Below are 21,911 nucleotides of genomic sequence, written 5' to 3'. Positions count from 1 at the left end.
GGTCGTGGTCCGTGTCCAGCCTGGCGAAAGGGGAGTCCGTGGGTATATCCGGCGAGTGTCCGGATGATCCCCGCCGGATGGCCGGAACTGCCCTGCCACACGGCGACTCGGCGGGAGCGGGCCGCAGTCCACGGCTCCGACGGCAGCGCCCCCGGACGTAGCCCGAGGCGCACGTCCCTCAGGCTGCGGTCTCGCGGCTCGTCAGTTCCCGACGCAGGAGCAGGAGCGCCCGGTGCAGGGTGCTCTTGACGGTGCCTGGGGAGATGCCCAGTGCCTCGGCGGTCTCCTGGGTGCTGAGCTCCGCCCAGTACCGCAGCACCACCACGGCGCGTTGCTTGGGTGCGAGCACCCGCAGGACGTCCAGCAGCTCGGCCCGGTCCAGGAGCTGTTCCGTACCGCCTTCTTCGGGCAGCTCGGAGAGCCACTCCATCGGTACTTCGTCTGCTTTCCGGGCGCGCCACCACTCGGTCCGTACGTTGATCATGACGCGCCGGAGGTAGCCGTCGGCCAGGGACTTGTCGGCGATGGCGCGCCAGCGTGCGTGGGTGCGCAGGAGTGCGGTCTGGAGCAGGTCTTCGGCGTCGGTGGGGTCGGGCACCAGCCGCCGGGCGGTGCGCAGCAGGGCGGGGTGGCGCAGACGGACGTACTCCGCGAAATCCTCCGGCCGCTCGTAGCCCCCGGCGGGACGGAGGAGGCCACGGCCGCACTCGCCGAGGCCGGTCCGTGACGGTGTGCCGCCCCCGGGACGCCCGACCCCGGAGGCCGGGTCGGTGTACGCCATGACTCCCTCCAGGGTCGTGAGCGCGGGGCGTTGGGCGATCCGGGTTGCGGGCGGGGCCCCGGATACCCGAGGACCGCCCGCAGTCCGTCACACGTGGCGGGCGATGGCCGGCAGCAGGTCCTCGAAGGTCCGGCCGCTCTCGGGCCGGCCGAGGGCGACCATGCTCCACCCGGCCCCTTGGCGGACGACCTTGGCCATGATCTGCGCGGTGTGCGGGCCGGCGTCGGCCAGCGTGTACCGGGCCAGCTCCTGCCCGGTCGCGTCGTCGACGAGCCTGCAGTAAGCGTTCTCGATCGCCGCGAAGGTCTCGCCGCTGAACGAATTCACGACGAACACGATCTGGTCGACGTGAGGGGAGACCCGGGCCAGGTTCACCCGGATGAACTCGTCATCACCGGCCGCGCCCGTACCGCCGGTCCGGTTGTCGCCGGAGTGCTCCACCGCACCGTCGTCACTCAGCAGGTGGTCGAAGTACACGACGTCGATGAATTGGCCGCCGCTGAACAGCACGGCCGAGGCGTCGAGGTCGATGTCGCGCGGCGGCATGAACCGGGACAGGAAGCCCTGGCGCGGGGTGGCCTGCCAGCCCAGTCCCATGCGGATCAGGGCCAGGGGGCGGCCATCGGTCTTGGTCAGGCTGAGCTGCTGGCCCTTGGTGAGGTTCACCGTCATGATGGCTGTCGATTCCGTTGCGAGGTAGGTGAGTTGAGGCCCGCCGCCCGCCCGCGGAGGGGAGTGTCCGCGGGATCGGGGCGGGCGGCGGGTGCGGGGGAGGGCTTCGAGGTCAGAGGCTGACGCCGAAGTCCTGGGCGATGCCTGCCAGGCCCGAGGCGTATCCCTGGCCGATGGCCCGGAACTTCCACTCGGCGCCGTTGCGGTACAGCTCGCCGAAGACCATCGCGGTCTCGGTCGCGGCGTTCTCGCTCAGGTCGTAGCGGGCGATCTCGGCGCCGCCGGCCTGATTGACGATCCGGATATAGGCGTTGCGGACCTGGCCGAAGCTCTGGCCGCGGGCCTGCGCGTCGTGGATGGAGACAGGGAAGACGATCCGGGCGACATCGGCCGGGACCGCGGCGAGGTGGACCTTGACGGTCTCGTCGTCTCCATCCCCGTCACCGGTCAGGTTGTCCCCGGTGTGCTCGACCGAACCGTCGGGGCTGCGCAGGTTGTTGTAGAAGACGAAGCGCTCGTTGGCGGCGACCTTGCCGTTCTCGTCGCACAGCAGCGCGCTGGCGTCGAGGTCGTGGTCGGCTCCCGTCGTGCTCCGCACGTCCCAGCCGAGGCTGACGAGGACGGAGGTGAGGCCGGGCGCTTCTTTGCTGAGCGAGACATTGCCGCCCTTGGACAGGGAAACTCCCATGGTGGTGCTCTCTTTCGTGCGAATGGGCAACTCGTGCGGTTGCACAAGGGGTTGGCTCGGTGGGCGGGGGCCAGCCATGGCGGGATCGCGGAGGTGGCGCCGGCCGCGGTCGCGTCTGCATGGGCAGGGGGACCAGACCCGCTGGGCGTGTGGTCAGCGCCGACCATGGGGACACCTGTCCCTTGCGAAGGAGCTGGGTCCCCCGTGAAGAGGAAGGCGGCGGTGCGGGCACCGAGCCCGATCATCACCGGGCACCCTCCTACCAGTTCGGTCGATGCCCTGCACCAGCTGGGCCGTCGGCCCGGCCGGACGGCCTCTCCCGGGGCACCGAGGCCCCAGGCGACTCCGTGGCAGGCGAGAAGCAGACCGGTCATGACGCGGAACACACCGCGCGCACGCGGCCGGTAGGAGTCGAGGAACCCGGCCGTGCCGACGCGCGTTCAGTTGATGCCGGCCTCTCACCTGTGCGTCAGGCTGAGCCCGTGATGGCGCAGGACTTCGTGGAGGCGGGCGATGTGGCCCTGCTCCCGCACTGCCGGACCAGAGGCATCGCGGGTGGGGCCGCCGAGAGCGACGACGCTGACGAGAACGGCCACCGCGGCGGCCAGGGCCCCGGCGAACAGAGTGCGGCGGACGGTCGTCGACATCACGGAACTCCCAGTGGTGGTCGCGTGCGCCGCCATGCGGTGTACGCGTCGGACAGGACCAGAGCCTGTGGGCGGCCCAAACCGGCGCGCCCTGATGCCCCCACCCTCGCCAACCCACCGGGCCCGCCGGAATCCGGCAGATGTCCGGCCGCACCCCGTCAGGTGGCCGCCGCTCACCCCGCCACCTGGCGGGGGCTCTGAAACCCTGAGGCCACTCCCGCCCGATGGATGAGCCGCCCTGCGGCATAGCGGATGCGGCGGACCGCATGGAGCACACCGCCGACGCCCTCCGTACCGGCGCGAGGCTCGAACCGCTGTAAAGGCACACCAGGGCGAAGCTCCCTCTGAACCAGCCAATGGGCGGGGCTCGCAACGAGGGACGCCCTCGGCCGCCGAGGGTCGGCCCGGTGCTGCGAGAGGCGACCGGTGAGGGACCGCTGATACACCGGTCACGCTCAGTCGTGGCCGCCATGTGCTCGTGCATGCGCCGGAGCTAGCGGCGCGGACGCACAACCAGCGGTTGGAGACGGAGCAGGAGGCGCCAGCAGCCGGGCCAGAGCCATCGAACCGCCGCCGTGTAGCAGGACACTGCCGAGCACGGCGAGCGTCATGGCATCCAGGGCAGTGTCGGCGTAGGACCCGAGCGGAAGCGCGTTGAAGGCGAGCAGGCCGAACACGATCGAGGTGGTGCCCCGCGGTCCGAGCGCGGCGACCATGAGCCGTTCGCGCCAGCTGAACCGGGAGCCCAGGAAAGCCACCGCGATCGGCAGGACCCGCACGACGGTGAGCGCGGCCATGCAGAGCAGGAACACGCGCCACTCGACGCCCTCACTCAGTGCCAGGACCACCGCGTTCCCGAAGAAGAACCACATGACCATGGTCATCATCGCGCTGGTGTCTTCGATGAGCTGGAAGTCCGAGGCGGCGGGAGCCTGAGCACCGTGCCGCCGGACCGGCGCCTGCCGCACGTACCGGAAGGCGATTCCGCACACGAACGCGGCCACGAAACCGTTCCCGTCCATGGCAACGGTGGTGGTGTACGTGAGCAGCGGTGTGATCAGGACGAGGGTCCGCCGCGACTGCTCGGACATCCAGTAGGCACGGTCGGCCATATTCATCAGCCACGAGACCAGCGCCCCCAGCAGCACGCCGACGATGAGCGCCTTCACCGCGAACGGCACGACTGTGGCCAGCGCCTCCATGGGAGTGCGCGCCTGGGACTTCGACCCGGCGAGGATCACCGCGAACAGGAAGAGAGGCGACACGATCCCGTCGTTGTAGCCGCTCTCCACATTGAGCACGCTGCGCACCTTCTCCGGGATGCGCCGGTCGCGCACGAGGAGTTCGGCGGGGGCGAAGTCGGTCGGCACGATGATGCACGCGATCAGCAGCAGCACCGCCAGCGGCAGTCCTGGCAGCAGCCACGCCCCCAACATGACGGTCAGGACCAGGCTCAGCGGCAGTGCGACAAGCAGCGCCCGGGCAGCCGAGCCGGGATCATGGCCGAACAGCCGCCCGCCCGGCAGCTCCGTGGCATCGACGAACAGCAGGACGGCCAGAATCACCTCGGCCACACGCAGGGCGATCTCCGAGTTGAGTGTGGCAGCGATCTCGCTCTGCGTGAACACTCCGGTGACGACGCCGACGAGTACCAGGACCATGGGCGCTCGCACATGCCAGCCTTCAAGCCGCCCGGCGACGAGCGACCACCCGGCCACCACCGCAGTGATCACGATCAGGACAAACGTCATCTGCAAACTCGCTTCAAATACATCAGGCACTTCACAACTGGGAACGGCCGAAGGCCCTTCCGTCCGAGGCCAGTGGGTGAGGGAGCGCGATCGCCGGGAACGCCGCTCGCGGCCGGGCATGTTCAGCGGGGATGTCCGCGCCAGGGCGCGGGGACACGGCTCCGGGGCGGCACCACCGTGGCCGAGTCGCCGGGCCTGCCTCTGTTCGACGAAGGGACTCCTCCTGGTCTGGACGTGCTTCCATCCCATGCCGGTACGGGCCTGCCGTCACTCCGCCGGTCGGCGGGTCTGCCCCCGCCGACCGTGGGTATCCCGCCACCCAGGGTTAACCGAACTCGTCATTCGCGGCGACGGCGCAGGTGACGGTCAGCACTACGCCAGGGTGTGCTGCCCGAGGCCGTGCCCGGGCACCGTGGACACGCCGTCGGCCGGTGGATGTAGGCCGAGTCGATCCGGCAGGTCCATGGGGGCTCTCCGGGCCGGAACTGCGTTCGACCGGCCAGGGGTACCGCGCACCGCGTCGGTGATTAAAGCGATGACTGGAGCAGAGGGCCCGTATCGGTTCCGGGCGCTCGGAGCGGTCGGTGGTGCAGCCCTTGCAGCGTGGCACTCCCGGCCTTCCGCGAGGTGCCCGGCAGGGCAGTTTGCGCGTCACGCCTCGCCGGCGGGGGCGGCCAGGTTGTACACGGCGTGCGAGGACCGAGGCGTGACCGGGGGTGCGAAGGTTGGCCGTCGGTTGGCCGCGGGGGTCGGCCTACGGTTTGCCTCCTCACGGGCTGGCGGTGGCGGAGGACTCGGTGAGCCTGCGCCGCAGGGTGAGGAGGCCCCGCCGGATGTGGCTCTTGACGGTGCCCAGGGGGAGCCCCGTCAGCTCGGCAATCTGTGTGTGCGTCAGGTCCCGGTAGTAGGCCAGGGCCACCAGACGGCCCTGGGCGGTGGGCAGGCCGCGAAGGCTGGAAGCGAGCATGAGCCGGTGGACGGACCGCTCCTCCTGGACGTCGATGTGCGTGGGGTCGTGCCGTGCGGCCAGGGTCGTCGTGATGAGGGTGCGCCGGGCGCGAGCGGTGAGCGCGTCGGCGGTCTTCTTGCGGGTGATGCCGACGAGCCACGCTGAGAGGGGCCCGCGCGCCGGGTCGTAGCCGCTCCGCCCGCGCCAGGCCGCCATGAACACCTGCTGGGTGACGTCCTCGGCCTCCTCGCGGTCGCCCAGCTTTCGGGCTGCCACCGAGTAGACGAGGCCCGCGGTGCGGCGGTAGAGCGTGGCGAAACATCGCAGATCGCCGTGGCGAAGGCCGGCGCCTACCTCGGCGTCGCTCAGTTCCTCGTCACCGGCCGCGGCGTACGGGGCACACGGCCGAATGCCTGTGGTGTTCATGCGCGTCTCCCTGTGTCGCGCCGCGCCCTTTGGGCGCGGTGCCCCGGCCGCGAGCCGGCCGAGTCCCGGACATCTGCATGGTTGTAGGCGTTCCGCGACGTCGCCAATACGCATCGTTTATGCAGCGTTTTCCCTCACTTGCATCGATTGGGCTCGGCGGGTTGCGGACGATCTACTGGCCTCGCCAGTGCAGCTGCGTATGTGCCGCCGCCCTGGATGCCGACCTTTGCCGACTTGCAACGTTCTCTTGAGGGCATCGGACCTAGAGTGGAACCATGAACAGGCCCCCCGCTCGTGGTGTCGCACCGGACGGGCCGAGTACCGGCGCCGCTTGGACCACCGGCGACGTGGCCCGCACCCTGGGGGTGGCGCCGGCCACGATCCGGTCCTGGGAACGCCGCTACGGCATCGGTCCGGCGCGGCGGGAGGACGGGCGGCACCGGCGTTGGACCCCGGACGACGTCGCCACGATCCAGGGGATGTGCCGACTGGCCGCGCTGGGTGTTCCACCGGCCGAAGCCGCGCGTGCGGCACTCGACGCGCGGACCGATGGCCGCGACGTACCAACCGGCGAACCGGCCGCCGCGCCCTCTGCCTCAGATGCACCGGCCGCCGGGCGCACTCCCGGCGGCCGCGACGCTTTGCCGCTCGGTGATGTGCGCCAGGAATGCCGGGGGCTGGCCCGTGCGGCGGTCCGTCTGGACGCGCCTGCCGTCGCCGAACGGCTTGCCGCCGCGCTGGACGAGTACGGCCTGGTCACTGCCTGGGAAGAGGTCATCATGCCCACCCTGCACGCGGTCGGGCGCAAGTGGGCGACCGCCGGGGAGCGGTACGTCGAGGTCGAGCACCTGCTGTCCTGGCAGGTGTCCTGTGCGCTGCGCGGCCTGACCGGATTGCCGCCGGAGCGGGCGGGGCTGCCACCCGCGCTGCTGGCGTGCACTCCGCAGGAGCAGCACAGTCTGCCGCTGGAGGCTCTGGCGGCCGGACTGGCCCAACGCGCCCTGCCCGTGCGGATGTTCGGGCCCGCCCTGCCGGCCGGTGCCCTGTGTGACGCGGTGCGCCGGGTCGGCCCGGCCCTGGTCGTCCTGTGGTCGCAGAGCCGGACGACGGCACAGCCGGAGCTGGCCCGTCAGGTCGCCGGGATCGGGTGGGGTGTCAAGGGCGCACGCCGCCGTCCCCTCCTGCTGCTGGCCGGCCCCGGCTGGGCGGGTACGGTGCCCGGGTCGGGGTGGGGGCGGCTGACGGGTCTGCGTCCAGCCCTCCAGACGATCGAGTCGCACCTGCTCTCCTAGCCCCATCCGCCGCTATCCGCGGGCGCGCGCCTTCTGGAACCGGGTGCGCGCGTCCGCGAGGTCGACGACGGGCTCGGGGTAGTCGTATTGGGCTCGCTCCAGCCCCTGAAGCTTCCACGGCTCATGGATGGTGGCGCCGGGCAGGTCCGCGAGTTCGGGGACCCAGCGGCGAACGTAGGCGCCGTGGGGGTCGTACCGCTTGGCTTGGATCACGGGGTTCAGTACGCGGTTCGGGCGGGTGTCGGTGCCGGTACCCGCCACCCACTGCCAGTTCAGCTGGTTGTTGGCTACGTCGCCGTCGACGAGGAGGTCCAGGAAGTGACGGGCGCCGACGCGCCAGTCGAGGTACAGCGTCTTGGTGAGGAAGCTCGCGGTCAGGAGTCGGCCGCGATTGTGCATCCAGCCTTCCTGGGCGAGCTGACGCATGGCCGCGTCGACCACGGGATAGCCGGTCCGGCCCTCCCGCCACGCCGACACCTCCTCATGTGCGGAAATCTCCGTACGCCAGTGGTCGTCGCGCGGGCGGTAGTCGAGCCGGGACGCGCCTGGACGAGCCGCCAGCACCTGGTGGTGGAAGTCGCGCCAGCACAGCTGACGGACGAAGGCCTGGGCGCCCGCCCCACCGGCGAGACGCGCGCGGTGAACCGCCTCCACCGGGGAGAGTGTGCCGAAGTGCAGGTGCGGCGAGAGGCGCGAGGTGGCGTCGCCCGCCAGGTCGTCGTGGCGCTCCTCGTAGTCTGCGACACCGCTGTGCAGCCAGGACGTGAGGAGGGTGCGGGCTTGGACCTCGCCGCCCGCCGCGAGCCCGGGGGAGGTGCCGGCGACGTCCTGCGCCCTGGGGATCTCCTCGGAGCGCAGTTTCTCGGGAACGCGCACCGCACGGGGCGAGGCCAGTGGTGTGCGCGGCCGCTTCTCCTGCCAGCGGCGCCAGTACGGCGTGAACACGGCGAAGTGGTCGGAGCCGGCCGGTGTGACGGACCCCGGGGCGACCGCGGTGATCACGCCGTCATGCGCGTACAGGCGGCGCCCCTCGGCCTCCAGCATCCGCCGCAACTCGTCCTCGCGGCGGGCGGCGTAACCGCTGACGCCGGCCGCCGTGTGCACCTCGTCGGCATCGGACTCCAGCACCACGTCGCGCACCGTCGCGCACACCTCGCCGGTGCGCACCACGAGGCGACCGCCGCGCTCGCGGAGCGCCGCGTCCAGGTCGGTGAGGCAGTCCGCGAGGAAGGCGCGACGGTTGGGCACCGCGAAACCCGCGGCGCCGATGGTGTCGTCGAGGACGAAGAGCGGAACCACTTCGTCGGCCGAGGCCAGTGCGGCCCGCAGTGGCGGATGGTCGTGCAGACGCAGGTCGGAGGTGAACAGGACGACGGAGACGCTCATACCGGCCCCTTGAATGCGGTGAAAAGGTGCGAACGGGACTGCCCGCCTGCCAACGACGGGTGCATATGGGTGACTTCCGCGCGGAGGGATCGTGCGGATGCAGCACTGTGCGACGGCGCGCATGCGGGCGCCGGTACCCGTTCAGCTGGTGCCGCGCCGTCGGCGTCCCGGGGGCCGGGCGCCCATGGCCGCGCGGGCGATGTTGCGGGCCATGCCGCCGAAGACGAAGGCGTGAAAGGGGGAGACACTCCACCAATACAGGTGGCCCAGCAGGCCGCGCGGGTGGAACAGGGCGCGTTGACGGTAGCGAGCGTGGCCGCCGGGCTCCGGGTCGGCGCGCAGTTCCAGCCAGGCCAGGCCGGGGAGCCGCATCTCGGCGCGCAGCCGCAGCAGTCGCCCGGGCTCGATCTCCTCCACGCGCCAGAAGTCCAGTGAGTCGCCCACCCGCAGCCGTTCGGCGTCCCGGCGTCCGCGGCGCAGGCCGACACCGCCGACCAGGCGATCGAGCCAGCCGCGCACGGCCCAGGCCAGTGGGAAGGAGTACCAGCCGTTCTCGCCTCCGACGCCCTCGATGACCCGCCACAGCGCCGCGGGGGAGGCTCTGACGGTCAACTGCCGCCGGTCGGTGTACAGACTGCCTCCCGCCCAATCCGGGTCGGTGGGCAGCGGATCGCTGGGTGCGCCGGGGGGCGAGGCCGACGACCACCGGGTGGTGACCTCGGCGTCGCGCACCCGCCGCAGGGCCAGTTCCAGAGCGCGATGGAAAGGGAGCGGGGTGCCGGGCGGATCGGCAACGTACCGCGCGATGTCGTGCTCGTCGCAGACGACCTCGTGCCGCAGGGATTCGGCCAGCGGCCGGGCCAAAGCGCGCGGCACTGGGGTGATCAGGCCGATCCAGTGGCTGGACAGCCGGGGCGTGAGCATGGGGACGCGCAGGATCAGCCGTCGCGGCAGCCCCGCGACCTCGGCGTAGCGCCGCATCATCTGCTCGTACGTCATCACGTCGGGGCCGCCGATGTCGAAGGCCCGGTTCAGTCCCCCGGGCAGGGTGGCGCTGCCCGTGAGGTAGCGCAGGACGTCGCGGATGGCGATGGGCTGGATACGGGTGCCGACCCAGCTCGGGGTGACCATGACCGGCAACCGCTCGGTCAGATAGCGCAGCATCTCGAACGAGGCCGAGCCCGAGCCGATGACGACGGCTGCTCGCAGCACGGCCGCGGGTACCGGTGACTTGAGGAAGATCTCTCCCACCTCGGCCCGTGACCGCAGATGCGGTGACAGATCCTCCGGCCGGACACCGACTGGTGCAAGACCGCCCAGGTAGACGATCCGCCGCGTCCCCGAGCTCCCGGCCGCGTCTGCGAACGTCTGCGCGCAGTGGCGGTCGGTCTCCTCGAAATCGCGACCGGTACCCAGGCCGTGCACCAGGTAGTAGGCCACGTCGACATCACGCAGCGCCTCGGCGACGGACGCCCCGTCCTTCACGTCGCCCCGTACCACTTCGACGTCTCCGGCCCAGGGGTAGTCACGCAGCTTCTCCGGCGTCCGAGCCAGACAGCGGACCCGGTGCCCGGCTGCGAGGAGCTCCGGCACCAGCCGGCCCCCGATGTATCCGGTGGCTCCCGTCACCAGACAAGTGAGCCCCGCGGTCGGCGTGTTTTCCATGAGTGGCTCCCGAACGTGCTCCTGGCCGTCTCTCTGCGCACGACCCGTACCGCAGGTACTTCCGGGGGGAGGCCGGAAACGGATGCGGGGCATGGCGGACTGGCCCCCGCACCGGCCGCTCTCAGGGCTGGCCCACCGGGCATGAGTGGTCCGCTCGACCGGGGCCCCTCAGTTCGTTGCCGAGTGCGAGTGGGCGACGGATCAGCGAGGAGTGTCCCGGATCGGGCGGACCGCGGCGACGCCCTGGCCGGCCGCGTCCTCCAGCGACCGGAAAGGCGGTCTCACCCCGGGAACCTGCCCGTCGAGCGGAGCTGCCAGCGGCGTTCGGCGTAAGCAAGGTCGTCCCGCCACAACCGGGCCGCCGCGGTGCGCATGGCCGGTCGCAGAAGCGGGGCGGCGCGGCGCACGAACGCGAAGCCCGGGCGATCGGAGACGGCCACCACGGCCTCGGTCACCGCCGTGCGCGGACGGCCGTGCTCATCCGGACCGAGCGGGGTCGCGTGGGTTTCCACCACCGAGCCCAGGCCTTCGCCCTCGGTGATGCGCATGACGACGGTGCGCGGCCCGGGAGCGGTGAAAACGGCCCGCACCGGCACTACCAGCCGTCCGGCCACTTTGAAGGAGACATCGACCGTGAACTGGTCGGCGCCGTCGTCCCCGCCGGGCGAGCCGACGACTTTCAGGTCGACGAACGAGTAGGGGTGGAACCAAGCCCCGTGCCAGGGGTCGAGACGATTGGCGACGACATCCTCGGGTTCGCAGACGCCGACGCCTTCATAGACCGCCGTCACCGCGCGAGCGAGGGCCGGGCGCACCGGTACGGCGGGCGCGTCCAGGGGTTGCTCACCGCCGACCGCGTCGAGCCGCACCCAGAGGAGGGCGCCGTCGTCGTAGGCGGGCAACGGCTCCCAGCCGGCGTATGGGGTCCCGTCGAGCGCGAGTCCGTGCCAGTGGCACACGAGCCTGCCGCACCGGACGGGGCTGTCCGCCAAGGGCGCCCCGAGGTGCGGGCAGATGCCCGGTCCGGCGTGCGGGCGCCCGTCGGTGCCGCGCCAGATCACCACCTCCTGGTTCCCGACGGTGCGGGCCAGGGGGCGGTCGCCGCGCAGGGCCGCGGACGACCCCACGACGTACCAGTTCCCGGTCGGCAGGGCCTGCGCCCGCTTCAGTGCTTCCCTGATGAGCCCCGGCCTGGCCTCGCGCCACGTGGGCTGCTGACGGTCCCACGGGACGGCGCGGCGGCGGATCGAGAGGGGCAGGCGGGCGCGCGGCGTGGACGGTCGGGGGTTCACCGGGATGCCTCCGAGGGTGCCCCGGTTCTGAGGCCGGGGAGGAAGGGAACTCCTGCGTGGCAGGGCGGCCAGGGTGGTTGCGGGTATGCCGCCCCTGCGTGGGGGCCCCGCGGCGATGAGGACGAGGGGGACATCATGAGCAACTGCCAGAGGCCTCTTCGGGGTCGGGGCGATGGCGGGCCGCGTCGGCGGGGTGTGGCGGTGTGCTCAGCGTCGTGGAACGTCCTCGGTGGCGCAGCCTGGCCGCCGCCACCCGGACCAGCCCGGCCGCCGCCACACCGGCGCGCTGCCGACGCGGTACCACGGCGCGGCGGTGCAGGACGGCATAGCCGTCCCGCGCGACGGCGTCGAGGATGCTGCCGTACAGGATGTACGCGGTGCGGATGCAGGGCCGGGACAGCGGATCCAGCATGGCCAGGCCCGGCCGTGCCTCCCGGTAGACGCGGCGCGTGAGTGACTCGAACTCGCCCAGCGCCGCCACCACACGGCGGTCGGTGCGGCCCGTGTCGCGGCAGTGGCGCAGGAGTGCCCGGTCGACCCCGTGCCCGGCCAGCAGGTCCGCCGGGAGGTACACGCGTCCCCGGTCCAGGTCCTCGCCGACGTCGCGCAGGAAGTTGGTGAGCTGAAAGGCCACTCCGAGGGCCGCCGCGTGCGGCTCGGCCTCCTCGCGCGAAACGACCGTGCCCAGCACTGGCAGCATCTGCAGGCCGATCACGGCGGCCGAGCCGTGCATGTACCCGCGCAGGTCGGCGTAGGTGGGGTAGTGGGATACCCGCAGGTCGGACCGCATCGCCGTCATGAAGTCCTGGAAGTGGCGGTGTTCGATGGCATAACGGCGGGCGGTGTCGGCGAGGGCCAGGACCACCGGTTCGTCGCTGTCACCCTGTCGCAGCCCCTTGTCCAGACGCTGTTGGAGCGCCGCCAGGCGCGCGTCGCGCGGACCGCCTCCACCGGGATCGGCCGCGTCGACGATGTCGTCGGCCCACCGGGCGAATCCGTACAGCGCGTGGACGGCGGGCCGGTGCTCGATCGGCAGCAGTCGGGTGGCCAGGAAGTAGGTCTTGCCGTGCACCGCGTTGAGCTCACGGCATCGGTGGTAGGCCGCTCGCAGCACCGGGTCGGTGATGCCCGCGGCATCGAGTTCGCGTCCGGTCACGGGGCCGCTCCCTGGGTGCGGGCGGAAGGGCGTCGGGCGCCGCCTGTGATCCGGGCCGCGGCCAGCTTTCCCGACACCAGGACTGTCGGCACACCCACTCCGGGCGTGGTGCCGCAGCCGGCCAGGACGGCGTTGCGCGTGCCACGGACCACGTTGCGGGGCCTGAAGGGTCCCGTCTGCGAGAACGTGTGCGACGCCGAGAAGGGGGTGCCCGCGGCATGTCCTTGACTTAGCCAGTCCGCCGGGGTGACCAGGGACTCGTCCTCGATGGCTGCCTCGATGCCGTCGAGCCCGCGCCGCTCCAGCTCCCGGAGGAGGTCGGCCCGGTAGCGCGGACCGAGTTCGCCCCACGCCGTGGCATCGGGCCCGATGGTGGTGTTCGGGCAGGGCGCGAGGATGTAGTGGAGATGGTGGCCGGGCGGAGCGAGGGAGGGGTCGGTCGCCGTGGGCCGGGTGATGAGCAGGGACGGATCGCTCATCAGGCTTCCCTGCCGGGTGAGTTCGTCGAAGGTGGACCGCCAGGCGGCGCCGAAGGAGATGGTGTGATGGGCCAGTTGGGGCCAGGTGCGGTCGGTGCCCGCGTGCAGAACGACGGCGGACGGGGAGTGCCGCAGCCGTAGCGGTCTGCGGGGCCGGCGGCCCAGGAGCCGGTAGGCGACGGGCAGGTCCGGTGTCAGGACGACCGCGTCGCAGGGGATGCGGTCGTGCGTCGTGACGACGGCGGTGACGCGTTCCCCGGACCGCTCCAGGGCGGTCACCGCCTCGCCGTACCGGAGTGTGGCGCCCGCGTCGGCGGCGGCGTCCGCCATCGCCGTGGGCAGGGCGTGCATGCCGCCGCGCGGAAAGTAGACGCCCGCCACCGTGTCCATGTAGGCGATGACCGCGTAGGAGGCGAGCGCCCTGGCCGGTGGCACCCCCGCGTACAGGGCCTGGAAGGAGAACACCCGCTGCAACCGTTCGTCCTTGAGGAAGTGCCCGATGCGCCGGTCCAGCCGCCCGAAGCCGCCGAGCGCCGCCAGCCGGGCGAGGTCCCCGGTCAGCAGGTCGAGCGGAGAGTCGAAGTTCGCGTCGATGAAACGGCGCAGCTGGGCCCGGTAGATCCGCTCCAGCCAGCCGCGCAGCCGCCGGTAGCCCGCAGCCTCGCCGGCCCCGGCGAAGCGTTCCACCTCCGCGGCCATCACCTCCTCGTCCGTGTGGACGTCCAGGGTGCTGCCGTCGGCGAACGACGCCCGGTAGGCGGGGTGCAGCGGGATCAGCTCCACCCGACGGTGCAGGCTGTCGCCGACCGCCGCGAAGGCTTCGTCGGCGAAGTCGGGCATGGTCAGCACCGTCGGGCCGGTGTCGATCCGATAGCCGCTCAGATGGAGGCGCCCGGCGCGTCCCCCGGGCAGGTCGTCCCGTTCCACGACGGTGACCCGGCGACCCGCGCCCAGCAGGTGCAGCGCCGCCGACAAGCCGGCCAGGCCCGCCCCGACGACGACCACATGGTCCGTACGGCCGCTCACGGTCCGGGTCATCGGCGCAACCCCGGCGTGGCGGAGCCCGCGTGGGCCGGGTCGGGTGCGGGAGGAGGTGAGGGGAGAGGCGGGCCGTTCTCGGTGCGCGAGGTCGTCGCCGCGGTCAGCAGCCCGCGCAGGCGAGCCTTGGCGTCCGTGTCGAGGCGGGCGCCTTCGAAGTACCGCAGCCCCTGGGCCAACAGCTGGTCGATCTTCGCCTCGACCGCCAGTCGGGCGCCCGTGCGCTCCAGGATGTCGCGCACCTCGTCGAGCCCGGCAGGCGTCAGACCCTCATCGCCCAGCGCCCGTTCGAGCACCGCCAAGGCCCGCCGGTCGCCTGTGCCGCGGGCGCGAGCCACCGCCAGGGCGCCCAGACAGGTCGGCTTTCCGCCGCGGATGTCCCCGCCGCAGCTCTTGCCGGTACGCCGGGGGTCGCCGAACACGTCGTCCAAGTCGTCACGCAGTTGGAAGGCCACGCCCACGCAGCGCCCGGCCTCGCACAGCGCCCGCGTGGTGTGGTCGTCCGCACCGGCCACGGCCGCTCCCAGCGCGAGTGGCCGCTCCACCGAGTACAGCGCGCTCTTGAGACGGGCGGCCCGCAACGCCTGCGCCAGAGAGCGCGACCTGGTCAACTGGCCCTGCAAGTCCAGGAACTGACCTGCCACCATCTCCGTACGCATATCGCTCCACAGCCCGCGCACCACCGTCGCCGTCGCCGGGGGGAGCACCATCTCGGCCATCACGTCGTCCGCCCACGCGAGCGCCAGGTCCCCGGCCAGGATCGCGGTCGCTTCGCCGAAACGGGCCGCGCGCACCAGTGATGCGGCACTGCCGTGCCGGTCCCGCACGGCGGTGTGCAGAGTCGGCCTGCCGCGCCGCAGGTCCGCTCCGTCCATGACGTCGTCGTGGACCAGGGCGCACGTCTGGAGCAATTCGAGCGCCGCGCCGATGCGCAGGGCCGCAGCGGTCGACTCGTCGCCCCCGCCGCAGGCGCGCATCGCCCACCAGACGAGCTGTGACCGGGTGCGTTTGCCGCCCTCGAGGGTGAACTGCGCCACGCGCTCGGCCAGTTCCCGGCCGAACATGACGTCAAGGACGCTTGCTCGGGTGAGACGGTCGGCCAGTACCCGCTCCAGCATGTGCCCGACCGCAGCGGGTACGTCCGCGTCGACCGCTGTGGACCCGGCCGAGCCGAAGGTGACGTCGTCCGCGGTCGGGGCGTGGGGCGTGCCGTCGGCCACCCACTCGGGTGGAGACCCGGTGGGGGTCACCAGGCGGGGGAGTGGCGACGGCGCTGCCGCGGGGTGGTCCTTCGCCTGAGCCGGGCGCATGGCTGGTTCCTCTCGTCGTGGTATCGCTCGCACACCACCGGTCTTCGGCCCCGTGCCGTGATTCGGATGCGTCCCGGTATGAATGACCCCGCCCGGCAAGCAGACCGTCATAGGGAGGCGCCTGATCGGATGTCCCCGGCGGATGACCGCATCCGAATGCGTGCCGCGGCGGGAAACCCTGAGAGTCGCGTGTACCGGGAGTGGGGATGGAAGGAGCAGCCGTGCTGAAGGCGGACGTGGCGGTCATCGGGGCGGGTGCGGCCGGACTGTCCCTGGCTCATCGGTTGAGCGGAGTGCTGGCCGGCACCCGCGCACTGTCGGTGGCTCTCGTGGGCGCGCCGCCCGGCCCTCTGCGCCCTGCCCCGCGCACGTGGTGCTTCTGGGAGTCCGGCCGCGGCCGTTTCGACGCCGCGGTCCGGGCGCAATGGCGTCAGCTGCGGGTGCGCCCGCCCGTCGGCCCCGTGATCGAAGCGGACATCGCGCCGCTGCGGTACAAGATGATCCGCTCCGACGACTTCGAGTCCTTGGTGGTCCCGGATCTCGATCGCGCCCCCAATGTCCGGCGCCTGGAAGCGACCGTGGGCGCCGTCGAGGAAACCCCCACGGGGGCCAAGGTGCTGATGTCGAGGTCCGACGGCAGCCACCGGGTCCTGGAGGCCCGCTGGGTGTTCGACTCGCGTCCCCTGGGCAGTCTCCCGGCTGCCCGTACCACTGTGCTGCAGCACTTCCACGGCTGGTTCGTGCGGACGGACCGCCCCGCCTTCGACCGCGCGACCGCCGAACTGATGGACTTCAGGACGCCGCAGCCCGCCCACGGGCTCTCCTTCGGGTATGTGCTGCCGACCGGGCCGTGCGAAGCTCTCGTGGAATACACCGAGTTCTCCCCGCGTGCCCTGACGGCCAAGGGCTACGAGGCGGCCCTGCGGCACTACACCTCGGAGGTATTGGCCCTCGGTGACCTGGAGATCGTCGCGACCGAGTCGGGTGGCATCCCCATGACGGACGCCCCCATGCCGCGACGGGTCGGCGCCTCGGTGTTCCGGATCGGTGCCGCCGGCGGTGCGACCCGTCCGTCCACCGGGTACACCTTCGCCGGACTGCAGCGCCAGACACGCGCCGTCGCCGCCGCACTGCGCCACGGGCGCGACCCGATGCCCCCGGCCGCCCATTCCCGACGGGCCCGCACCATGGACGCGGTGCTCCTGCGCGCGCTGGACAGCGGCCGGGTGGACGGTCCCGAACTCTTCTGCCGGCTCTTCGCCCAGGTGCCCACGGTCCGGCTGCTGCGCTTTCTCGACGGGCGGACCAATTGGCTCGAGGATTTGTCGGTCGGCCGGCACACCCCGGTCGCGCCCATGCTGCGCACCGCTGTCGAACTACCCGGGCTGCCCCGTCGTCCCTACGCCTGACCCCCTTGGTTCGGAACCTCACCAGTGCCTGGAGAACGTATGCACCCGTTGCGCGACGCGGACCTCGCCGACGCGTACGACCACCCGCCCCGCGAGGGCGATGCGGCGGCGGTCGCCGACAACCGCTGCCGCGTGCGGGCCACGCGCCACACCACCGTGGCCGACCGCCCCCGGGCCCGCGCCGTGTCCCCGCCGGGCTGGCGGACGGCCGTCGCCCACCCCGTCGCGACCGTCGGCGCTGGAGGTCCCCGATGACCGACCCTGGGCAGCGCGGTCCCGCCGCCCGCCGCGGCCGGGACCGGCAGGCCCGCGTCCTGCCGGCCCACCCCGGAGCCCGGCGTGCCGCAGAACGGCCGACGGCCGCCGTGGTCGGCGGCGGCATCGCCGGACTCGCCGCCGCCACCGCACTGGCCGAACGGGGCGTGGCGGTCACGTTGTACGAGCGCGAACCCCACCTCGGCGGGCGGGTGGGCGGCTGGCCGACCCGGCTGCGCGACGGCAGCACCGTGACGATGAGCCGTGGCTTCCACGCCTTCTTCCGGCAGTACTACAACCTGCGCGGCCTGCTGCGCCGTACCGACCCCGCCCTGGACCGACTGGCCGCACTGCCCGACTATCCGCTGTTGCACGCGGACGGGCTGCACGACAGCTTCCGGCACGTACCGCGCACCCCGCCGTGGAGCGCGCTGGGCTTCGCGGCGCTGAGCTCCTCCTTCCGGCTGCGGGATCTGCGCGCCATGAACCCGGTCGCGGCTCTTCCGCTGCTCGACGTCAGCGTCCCCGAGGTGTACCACCGCCTTGACGACATCAGCGCCTACGACTTCCTGGAGACCATCCGCTTCCCGGAGCAGGCCCGTCACCTGGCCTTCGAGGTGTTCTCCCGGAGCTTCTTCGCCGATCCGCGGCAGCTCTCGGCGGCCGAGATGGCGCTGATGTTCCACATCTACTTCCTCGGATCCGCCGAGGGTTTGCTGTTCGACGTGCCCCGCTCGCCCTTCCCGGAGGCTCTGTGGGAGCCACTGGCCGGATACCTGGCGCGGCATGGCGCCCAGGTGCGTACAGGCAGTCCCGTCGAGCACGTCGCACCGGCCAGGGGCGGTGGATTCGAGGTGGCCGGGGTCCGCGACGAACGACGCTACGACGCCGTGGTCCTCGCCCTGGACGCCGACGGCCTGCGGTCCCTGGTAGCCCGCTCGGAGCGGCTGGGCGACCCCATGTGGCGGCAGGGCGTGGCACAGCTGCGTGCCGCGCCGCCCTTCCTCGTCACCAGGCTCTGGCTCGACCGGCCGGTCGCCCCGGACCGTCCGGGGTTCCTGGGCACCAGCGCGTTCGGCGGCCTCGACAACATCAGCGTGCTGAACCGCTGGGAGGACGAGGCGGCCCGCTGGGCGGCACGCACCGGCGGATCCGTCGTGGAGCTTCACGCCTACGCCGTCGACCCGCACACACCGCGCACATCCCAGGAGCGGCACCTCATCGAGCAACTCCACCGTGTGTACCCGGAGACCCGTGCCGCCCGCGTCGTCGATGTCCGCCACGAGTGGCGCCAGGACTGTCCGCTGTTCCCCGTGGGCGGATACACCGACCGGCCCGCCGTCCGCACCTCCGATCCCGGCCTGGTGGTGGCCGGGGACATCGTCCGCACCAACCTTCCCGTCGCACTCATGGAACGCGCGGCCACCACGGGCTTTTTGGCCGCGAACGCCCTGCTGGAGCGCTGGGGTGTCCGCGGGCAGAGCCTGTGGACGGTGCCGGACCGTGGTCGGGTCGCTGTCCTGCGGAAGGTGGCCGCTTGGGCGGGGAACCGAGAGAGCAAACGCCCCGGACCACGGGCACGGGAGCGGCGCGCACTGGGCGGGAGACGGTGCAGGGCCGGGTGACGTCGGCGCATCCGTCCACCGGGGACGTACCGAACACCAGGAATGAGCGGCGCAGGCCGCACCGAAGCAGAGGGGAAGAGGTGGTCGCATGTCAGCGGCCCTGAAGGCGACGGACGTGCTGGTCGTCGGTGCCGGCCTGGCCGGACTCGCGTGCGCCGGGGACCTGCTGGCGGCCGGTGTCGGCGTGCGGGTGATGGAGGCTGGCGACGCGGTCGGCGGGCGGATGCGATCCGACCGAGTCGGGGGCTTCGTGGTGGATCGCGGGTTCCAGGTGTTCAACACCTCCTACCCGCAGGTCCGGCGCCGCCTCGCGCTGAAGGAACTCGGACTTCGGCCCTTCACCCCGGGCGTCCTGATCCGCCGGCCCTCCGGGCTGGTCCGCTTCAGCGACCCCGTCCGCCGCCCGCGCACGGTGCCGGGCCTGCTGCCGGGGCGGCTCGCCGGTACCCGCGACCTGGCCGCCCTCGGGCTGCTGTCGGCCCGCGACATGCTGGCGCCCGTCGACCGGCTCAAGAGGCCGACGGACACCACGACCCGCACGGCGCTCGCGAACGCGGGGATCTCCGCGGCGTTCGTCGAGGGGTTCTTTCGCCCCTTCCTGTCAGGGGTCTTCCTGGAGGACGAACTGGAGACGTCCGCCCGGGTGTTCCACCTGGTGTGGCGGAGCATGCTCCGCGGCACGCTGTGTCTGCCCACCGCCGGCATCGGGGCGGTCCCGCGGGCTCTCGCGGCCGCGCTGCCCGGGGACACCGTCGTGCTGGAGAGCGCGGTGGCGGCCCTCACGGACGACGGCGCGCTGACCAGCGCGGGCCAGGAGATTTCCGCGCGCGCCGTTGTGGTGGCCACTGGACCCGGGCCGATCCCGGCACTGCTCCCCGCGGTCGCACTTCCCGGCTACCGGATCGTGACCACGTACTACCACGTCGCACCGCGTTCCCCGCTCGGCGAGCCGACGCTGGTCGTGGACACCGACCGCCGCTTCCTCAACACCTGTGTCCTCAGCGACGTGGTGCCGGCCTACGCCCCGCCCGGCCACGCGCTCATCGCCACCTCGGTTCTGGGCCGGGACGGACAGGGCCGTGAGCGCGAGGTCAGGGCGGCGCTCGGCGAGGCGTACGAAAGCGGGACCGACGGCTGGGACCTGCTGACCGTCCGGACCATCGAGGACGCGCTGCCCGCCATGCCACCGCCGCAGCCGCTGACCCCAACGACACGGGTGGCCCCCGGCCGGTACGTGTGCGGCGACCACCGCGCCACCGGTTCCGTCCAGGGCGCGCTGGCCTCCGGTGCCCGTGCCGCCCGCGAAGTGCTGCACGACCTGCGCACGGGCGTGCGTTGACCGCCCTGAGCGATCGCCGGTCCCACCGGCAGGCGCCCCATGCCTGGTGGTCCGGCGCACGACCGTGCGCCGCGGGGCCCGTGGCGCACGCGCCGGTCAGGGCGGCCCGTCACCCCGTCGGCGTTCCTGGCGCAGTACCTCCGTCAGGTCCGTCAGACGGTCCAGGCCGCTCACCGGCTGAGCCATCCGTGGGTTGCGTTCCAGGCGAGCGCGGTGGCGGTGCAAAAACGCCCAGTATCCGGCGGTATAGGGACAGGCACGGTCGCCGGTCCGCTCGGTGGGCCGGTAGACGCACTCACCGCACAGATCGCTCATCCGGTTCACATAGGCACCGCCGGACGTGTACGGCTTGGTCGTCATGCGCCCACCGTCGGCGAACTGCGACATGCCGACGACATTGGGAACCATCACCCAGTCGTAACCGTCGACGAAACAGCGGTGGAACCAGTCCGTCACCGCCTGCGGATCCCAGCCCCGCTGCAATGCGTAGCTGCCCAGAAGCATGAGCCGGGGAATATGGTGCGTCCATCCGGTGTCCCGTACCTGGGCCAGCGTCGTGGCCAGACAGCGTGCCTGAACCGCCTCCGCGTCAAGTTCCAGGAACCACCTTGGCAGTGGCGCGTGATGCCGCAGAGCGTTGCGGTGGCGGTAGCCCTCGCCGAAGTACCAGTAGAGCTGCCAGACGTACTCCCGCCACCCGGCGATCTGCCGGACGAACCCCTCCACGCTGTTGATCGGAGCCCGGCCCGCCCGCCAGGCGTCCTCGGCGCGCTCGACGCACTCGACCGGGTCCAGCAGGCCGAGGTTGAGCGAGGACGACAGCAGGCTGTGGCTCATCACCGGATCCGCCGCCAGCACGGCGTCCTCGTGCGGTCCGAATCCGGCGAGCCGGTGCTCGACGAAACGTCGGAGCGCAGCCAGGGCCTCGCGCCGGGAAGCGGGGAACAGGCGCGGGCCGTCCCGGCCGACGAAGGAGACCGAGCCCTCGCGCTCCCAGCGGTCGAGGTCGTGGCGCACCTCCTGGTCGATCTCGTCCTCCTGCGGCCGGTAGGGCGGCGGGGCATCGAGGGTGTGCACCCCTTTCGGCGGGGGCTCGCGGTTGTCGTGGTCGTGGTTCCACCGGCCGCCGGCCGGGCGATCGCCGTCCATGAGCAGGTCGTGCGAGCGGCGTACCCATCGGTAGAAGTCCTCCTGGCGCAGCCGCTGTTCGTCGTGGTGCCCGTCGGCCCAGGCGCGGAATTCGTCGTGCGCCACGAGGAATCCGCGCGGTGGCAGCACGGTCACGGAGTTCAGGGATCTCACCAGCCGCAGCGCCGCGTACGACGTCGGATGGTGCACCGTCACCGGGGTGTCGCCGAGCGCCTCGCGCAGCCCGTCCTGGTAGGTCTCGGCGCGGATGTACCGGACCTGGTCGCCGAGCTCGGCCGCGCGATGGCGCATCGCGGACAGCACCAGATGCGCCTTGGCGCGGTGGAAGCGGCGGCGGCCGAGCACCGAGCGGGCCTCGATCATCACCACGGGTACGTCGGTTGCGGCGGTCAGGAAATGCGGTCCGAGCTGATCGCCGAACAGCCAGTGGGGGACCGGCATGTCAGTGCTCCTCGCTTGCTGAGGCCCGGGTACGGCCGACTCGGGCATGCAGGATGTTCTTCGCCTCCGGGAGCTGTTCTGGATGCGTCCGAAGAGGTTGCAACCAATCGCCCCATTCCGGCAGAAAGAAAGAGATGACAGACAAAGCGCCAGTCATGTCA

At 72.1% G+C, this 21,911-nt stretch carries 18 protein-coding genes; 5 read left to right on the top strand and 13 right to left on the bottom strand.

All coding sequences use genetic code 11. From position 1 onward, the window contains the following. Nucleotides 1-178: 178 nt before the first annotated feature. The 6 genes from DT019_RS21205 to DT019_RS21180 form a co-directional block, all read right to left on the bottom strand. Nucleotides 179-781, bottom strand: a complete 603-nt coding sequence (locus DT019_RS21205; protein WP_114038454.1) for a SigE family RNA polymerase sigma factor — start codon at nt 779-781, stop codon at nt 179-181. A gap of 87 nt (nt 782-868) precedes the next feature. Beyond that, complete coding sequence (locus DT019_RS21200) at nt 869-1,453, bottom strand: TerD family protein (protein ID WP_114038453.1); 585 nt, start codon at nt 1,451-1,453, stop codon at nt 869-871. 112 nt (nt 1,454-1,565) lie between these two features. Beyond that, nucleotides 1,566-2,141, bottom strand: a complete 576-nt coding sequence (locus DT019_RS21195) for a TerD family protein (protein ID WP_114038452.1) — start codon at nt 2,139-2,141, stop codon at nt 1,566-1,568. Nucleotides 2,142-2,599: 458 nt separating this feature from the next. Next, nucleotides 2,600-2,788 carry a hypothetical protein gene (locus tag DT019_RS21190; RefSeq protein WP_114038451.1) on the bottom strand — a complete coding sequence of 63 codons (189 nt, stop codon included), beginning with the start codon at nt 2,786-2,788 and terminating at the stop codon, nt 2,600-2,602. Nucleotides 2,789-3,243: 455 nt separating this feature from the next. Continuing rightward, nucleotides 3,244-4,659, bottom strand: a complete 1,416-nt coding sequence (locus DT019_RS21185) for a cation:proton antiporter (protein WP_223279685.1) — start codon at nt 4,657-4,659, stop codon at nt 3,244-3,246. Nucleotides 4,660-5,308: 649 nt separating this feature from the next. Next, nucleotides 5,309-5,914, bottom strand: coding sequence for an RNA polymerase sigma factor (locus tag DT019_RS21180; protein ID WP_114038449.1), 606 nt, complete (start codon nt 5,912-5,914; stop codon nt 5,309-5,311). A 275-nt stretch (nt 5,915-6,189) separates the two neighbouring features. Between DT019_RS21180 and DT019_RS21175 the strand changes: the two genes are divergently transcribed. Then, complete coding sequence (locus tag DT019_RS21175) at nt 6,190-7,206, top strand: MerR family transcriptional regulator (RefSeq protein WP_114038448.1); 1,017 nt, start codon at nt 6,190-6,192, stop codon at nt 7,204-7,206. Between the two features lie 12 nt (nt 7,207-7,218). On the opposite strand, the gene DT019_RS21170 is transcribed toward DT019_RS21175, so the two are convergent. The 6 genes from DT019_RS21170 to DT019_RS21145 all read right to left on the bottom strand — a co-directional run bounded on the left by DT019_RS21170 (nt 7,219) and on the right by DT019_RS21145 (nt 15,532). Then, on the bottom strand, nt 7,219-8,592 hold the full coding sequence (locus DT019_RS21170; RefSeq protein ID WP_114038447.1) for a cryptochrome/photolyase family protein: 1,374 nt from the start codon (nt 8,590-8,592) through the stop codon (nt 7,219-7,221). Between the two features lie 141 nt (nt 8,593-8,733). After that, nucleotides 8,734-10,257: an SDR family oxidoreductase gene (locus DT019_RS21165; RefSeq protein ID WP_114038446.1), complete on the bottom strand. Its 1,524-nt coding sequence runs from the start codon at nt 10,255-10,257 to the stop codon at nt 8,734-8,736. Nucleotides 10,258-10,538: 281 nt separating this feature from the next. Continuing rightward, a complete protein-coding gene (locus DT019_RS21160; RefSeq protein ID WP_114038445.1) occupies nt 10,539-11,549 on the bottom strand; it encodes a DUF5914 domain-containing protein in 1,011 nt (336 codons plus the stop codon). Nucleotides 11,550-11,682: 133 nt separating this feature from the next. After that, complete coding sequence (locus DT019_RS21155) at nt 11,683-12,705, bottom strand: phytoene/squalene synthase family protein (RefSeq protein ID WP_114038444.1); 1,023 nt, start codon at nt 12,703-12,705, stop codon at nt 11,683-11,685. Next, a complete protein-coding gene (gene crtI / locus DT019_RS21150) occupies nt 12,702-14,222 on the bottom strand; it encodes a phytoene desaturase family protein (protein WP_114038443.1) in 1,521 nt (506 codons plus the stop codon). The genes DT019_RS21155 and crtI overlap by 4 nt, the downstream gene beginning before the upstream one ends. Further along, complete coding sequence (locus tag DT019_RS21145; protein WP_114038442.1) at nt 14,219-15,532, bottom strand: polyprenyl synthetase family protein; 1,314 nt, start codon at nt 15,530-15,532, stop codon at nt 14,219-14,221. The genes crtI and DT019_RS21145 overlap by 4 nt, the downstream gene beginning before the upstream one ends. Before the next feature lie 221 nt (nt 15,533-15,753). Here DT019_RS21145 and DT019_RS21140 point away from each other — a divergent pair, with 221 nt between their 5' ends. From DT019_RS21140 to DT019_RS21125, 4 genes are all read left to right on the top strand, one after another. Continuing rightward, the gene (locus DT019_RS21140) at nt 15,754-16,941 is read left to right on the top strand and encodes a lycopene cyclase family protein (protein ID WP_114038441.1); all 1,188 of its coding nucleotides are present in this window, start codon (nt 15,754-15,756) and stop codon (nt 16,939-16,941) included. Nucleotides 16,942-16,980: 39 nt separating this feature from the next. Next, entirely contained in the window at nt 16,981-17,196 is a 216-nt protein-coding gene (locus tag DT019_RS21135) for a hypothetical protein (RefSeq protein ID WP_114038440.1), read from the top strand. Further along, the gene (locus DT019_RS21130; RefSeq protein WP_114038439.1) at nt 17,193-18,821 is read left to right on the top strand and encodes an FAD-dependent oxidoreductase; all 1,629 of its coding nucleotides are present in this window, start codon (nt 17,193-17,195) and stop codon (nt 18,819-18,821) included. Before DT019_RS21135 ends, DT019_RS21130 begins: the two co-directional genes overlap by 4 nt. Before the next feature lie 88 nt (nt 18,822-18,909). Further along, the gene (locus tag DT019_RS21125; RefSeq protein ID WP_114038438.1) at nt 18,910-20,160 is read left to right on the top strand and encodes an NAD(P)/FAD-dependent oxidoreductase; all 1,251 of its coding nucleotides are present in this window, start codon (nt 18,910-18,912) and stop codon (nt 20,158-20,160) included. A gap of 96 nt (nt 20,161-20,256) precedes the next feature. On the opposite strand, the gene DT019_RS21120 is transcribed toward DT019_RS21125, so the two are convergent. Next, nucleotides 20,257-21,750 (bottom strand): cryptochrome/photolyase family protein, encoded by a 1,494-nt coding sequence (locus tag DT019_RS21120; RefSeq protein ID WP_114038437.1) that lies wholly within the window; start codon nt 21,748-21,750, stop codon nt 20,257-20,259. Nucleotides 21,751-21,911: the final 161 nt, after the last annotated feature.

This window comes from Streptomyces sp. SDr-06, from assembly GCF_003324565.1.
GTDB lineage: Bacteria > Actinomycetota > Actinomycetes > Streptomycetales > Streptomycetaceae > Streptomyces.
Note: the sequence above shows the minus strand (reverse complement) of the source record. Positions and strands in the feature narration are given on the sequence as shown.

What these genes read in the sequence shown, in the direction of transcription:
- DT019_RS21205 (WP_114038454.1), bottom strand. Translation starts at nt 781, where the DNA reads ATGGCGTACACCGACCCGGCCTCCGGGGTCGGGCGTCCCGGGGGCGGC.
- DT019_RS21200 (WP_114038453.1), bottom strand. Translation starts at nt 1,453, where the DNA reads ATGACGGTGAACCTCACCAAGGGCCAGCAGCTCAGCCTGACCAAGACC.
- DT019_RS21195 (WP_114038452.1), bottom strand. Translation starts at nt 2,141, where the DNA reads ATGGGAGTTTCCCTGTCCAAGGGCGGCAATGTCTCGCTCAGCAAAGAA.
- DT019_RS21190 (WP_114038451.1), bottom strand. Translation starts at nt 2,788, where the DNA reads ATGTCGACGACCGTCCGCCGCACTCTGTTCGCCGGGGCCCTGGCCGCC.
- DT019_RS21185 (WP_223279685.1), bottom strand. Translation starts at nt 4,659, where the DNA reads ATGCCCGGCCGCGAGCGGCGTTCCCGGCGATCGCGCTCCCTCACCCAC.
- DT019_RS21180 (WP_114038449.1), bottom strand. Translation starts at nt 5,914, where the DNA reads ATGAACACCACAGGCATTCGGCCGTGTGCCCCGTACGCCGCGGCCGGT.
- DT019_RS21175 (WP_114038448.1), top strand. Translation starts at nt 6,190, where the DNA reads ATGAACAGGCCCCCCGCTCGTGGTGTCGCACCGGACGGGCCGAGTACC.
- DT019_RS21170 (WP_114038447.1), bottom strand. Translation starts at nt 8,592, where the DNA reads ATGAGCGTCTCCGTCGTCCTGTTCACCTCCGACCTGCGTCTGCACGAC.
- DT019_RS21165 (WP_114038446.1), bottom strand. Translation starts at nt 10,257, where the DNA reads ATGGAAAACACGCCGACCGCGGGGCTCACTTGTCTGGTGACGGGAGCC.
- crtI (WP_114038443.1), bottom strand. Translation starts at nt 14,222, where the DNA reads ATGACCCGGACCGTGAGCGGCCGTACGGACCATGTGGTCGTCGTCGGG.
- DT019_RS21145 (WP_114038442.1), bottom strand. Translation starts at nt 15,532, where the DNA reads ATGCGCCCGGCTCAGGCGAAGGACCACCCCGCGGCAGCGCCGTCGCCA.
- DT019_RS21135 (WP_114038440.1), top strand. Translation starts at nt 16,981, where the DNA reads ATGCACCCGTTGCGCGACGCGGACCTCGCCGACGCGTACGACCACCCG.
- DT019_RS21130 (WP_114038439.1), top strand. Translation starts at nt 17,193, where the DNA reads ATGACCGACCCTGGGCAGCGCGGTCCCGCCGCCCGCCGCGGCCGGGAC.
- DT019_RS21125 (WP_114038438.1), top strand. Translation starts at nt 18,910, where the DNA reads ATGTCAGCGGCCCTGAAGGCGACGGACGTGCTGGTCGTCGGTGCCGGC.
- DT019_RS21120 (WP_114038437.1), bottom strand. Translation starts at nt 21,750, where the DNA reads ATGCCGGTCCCCCACTGGCTGTTCGGCGATCAGCTCGGACCGCATTTC.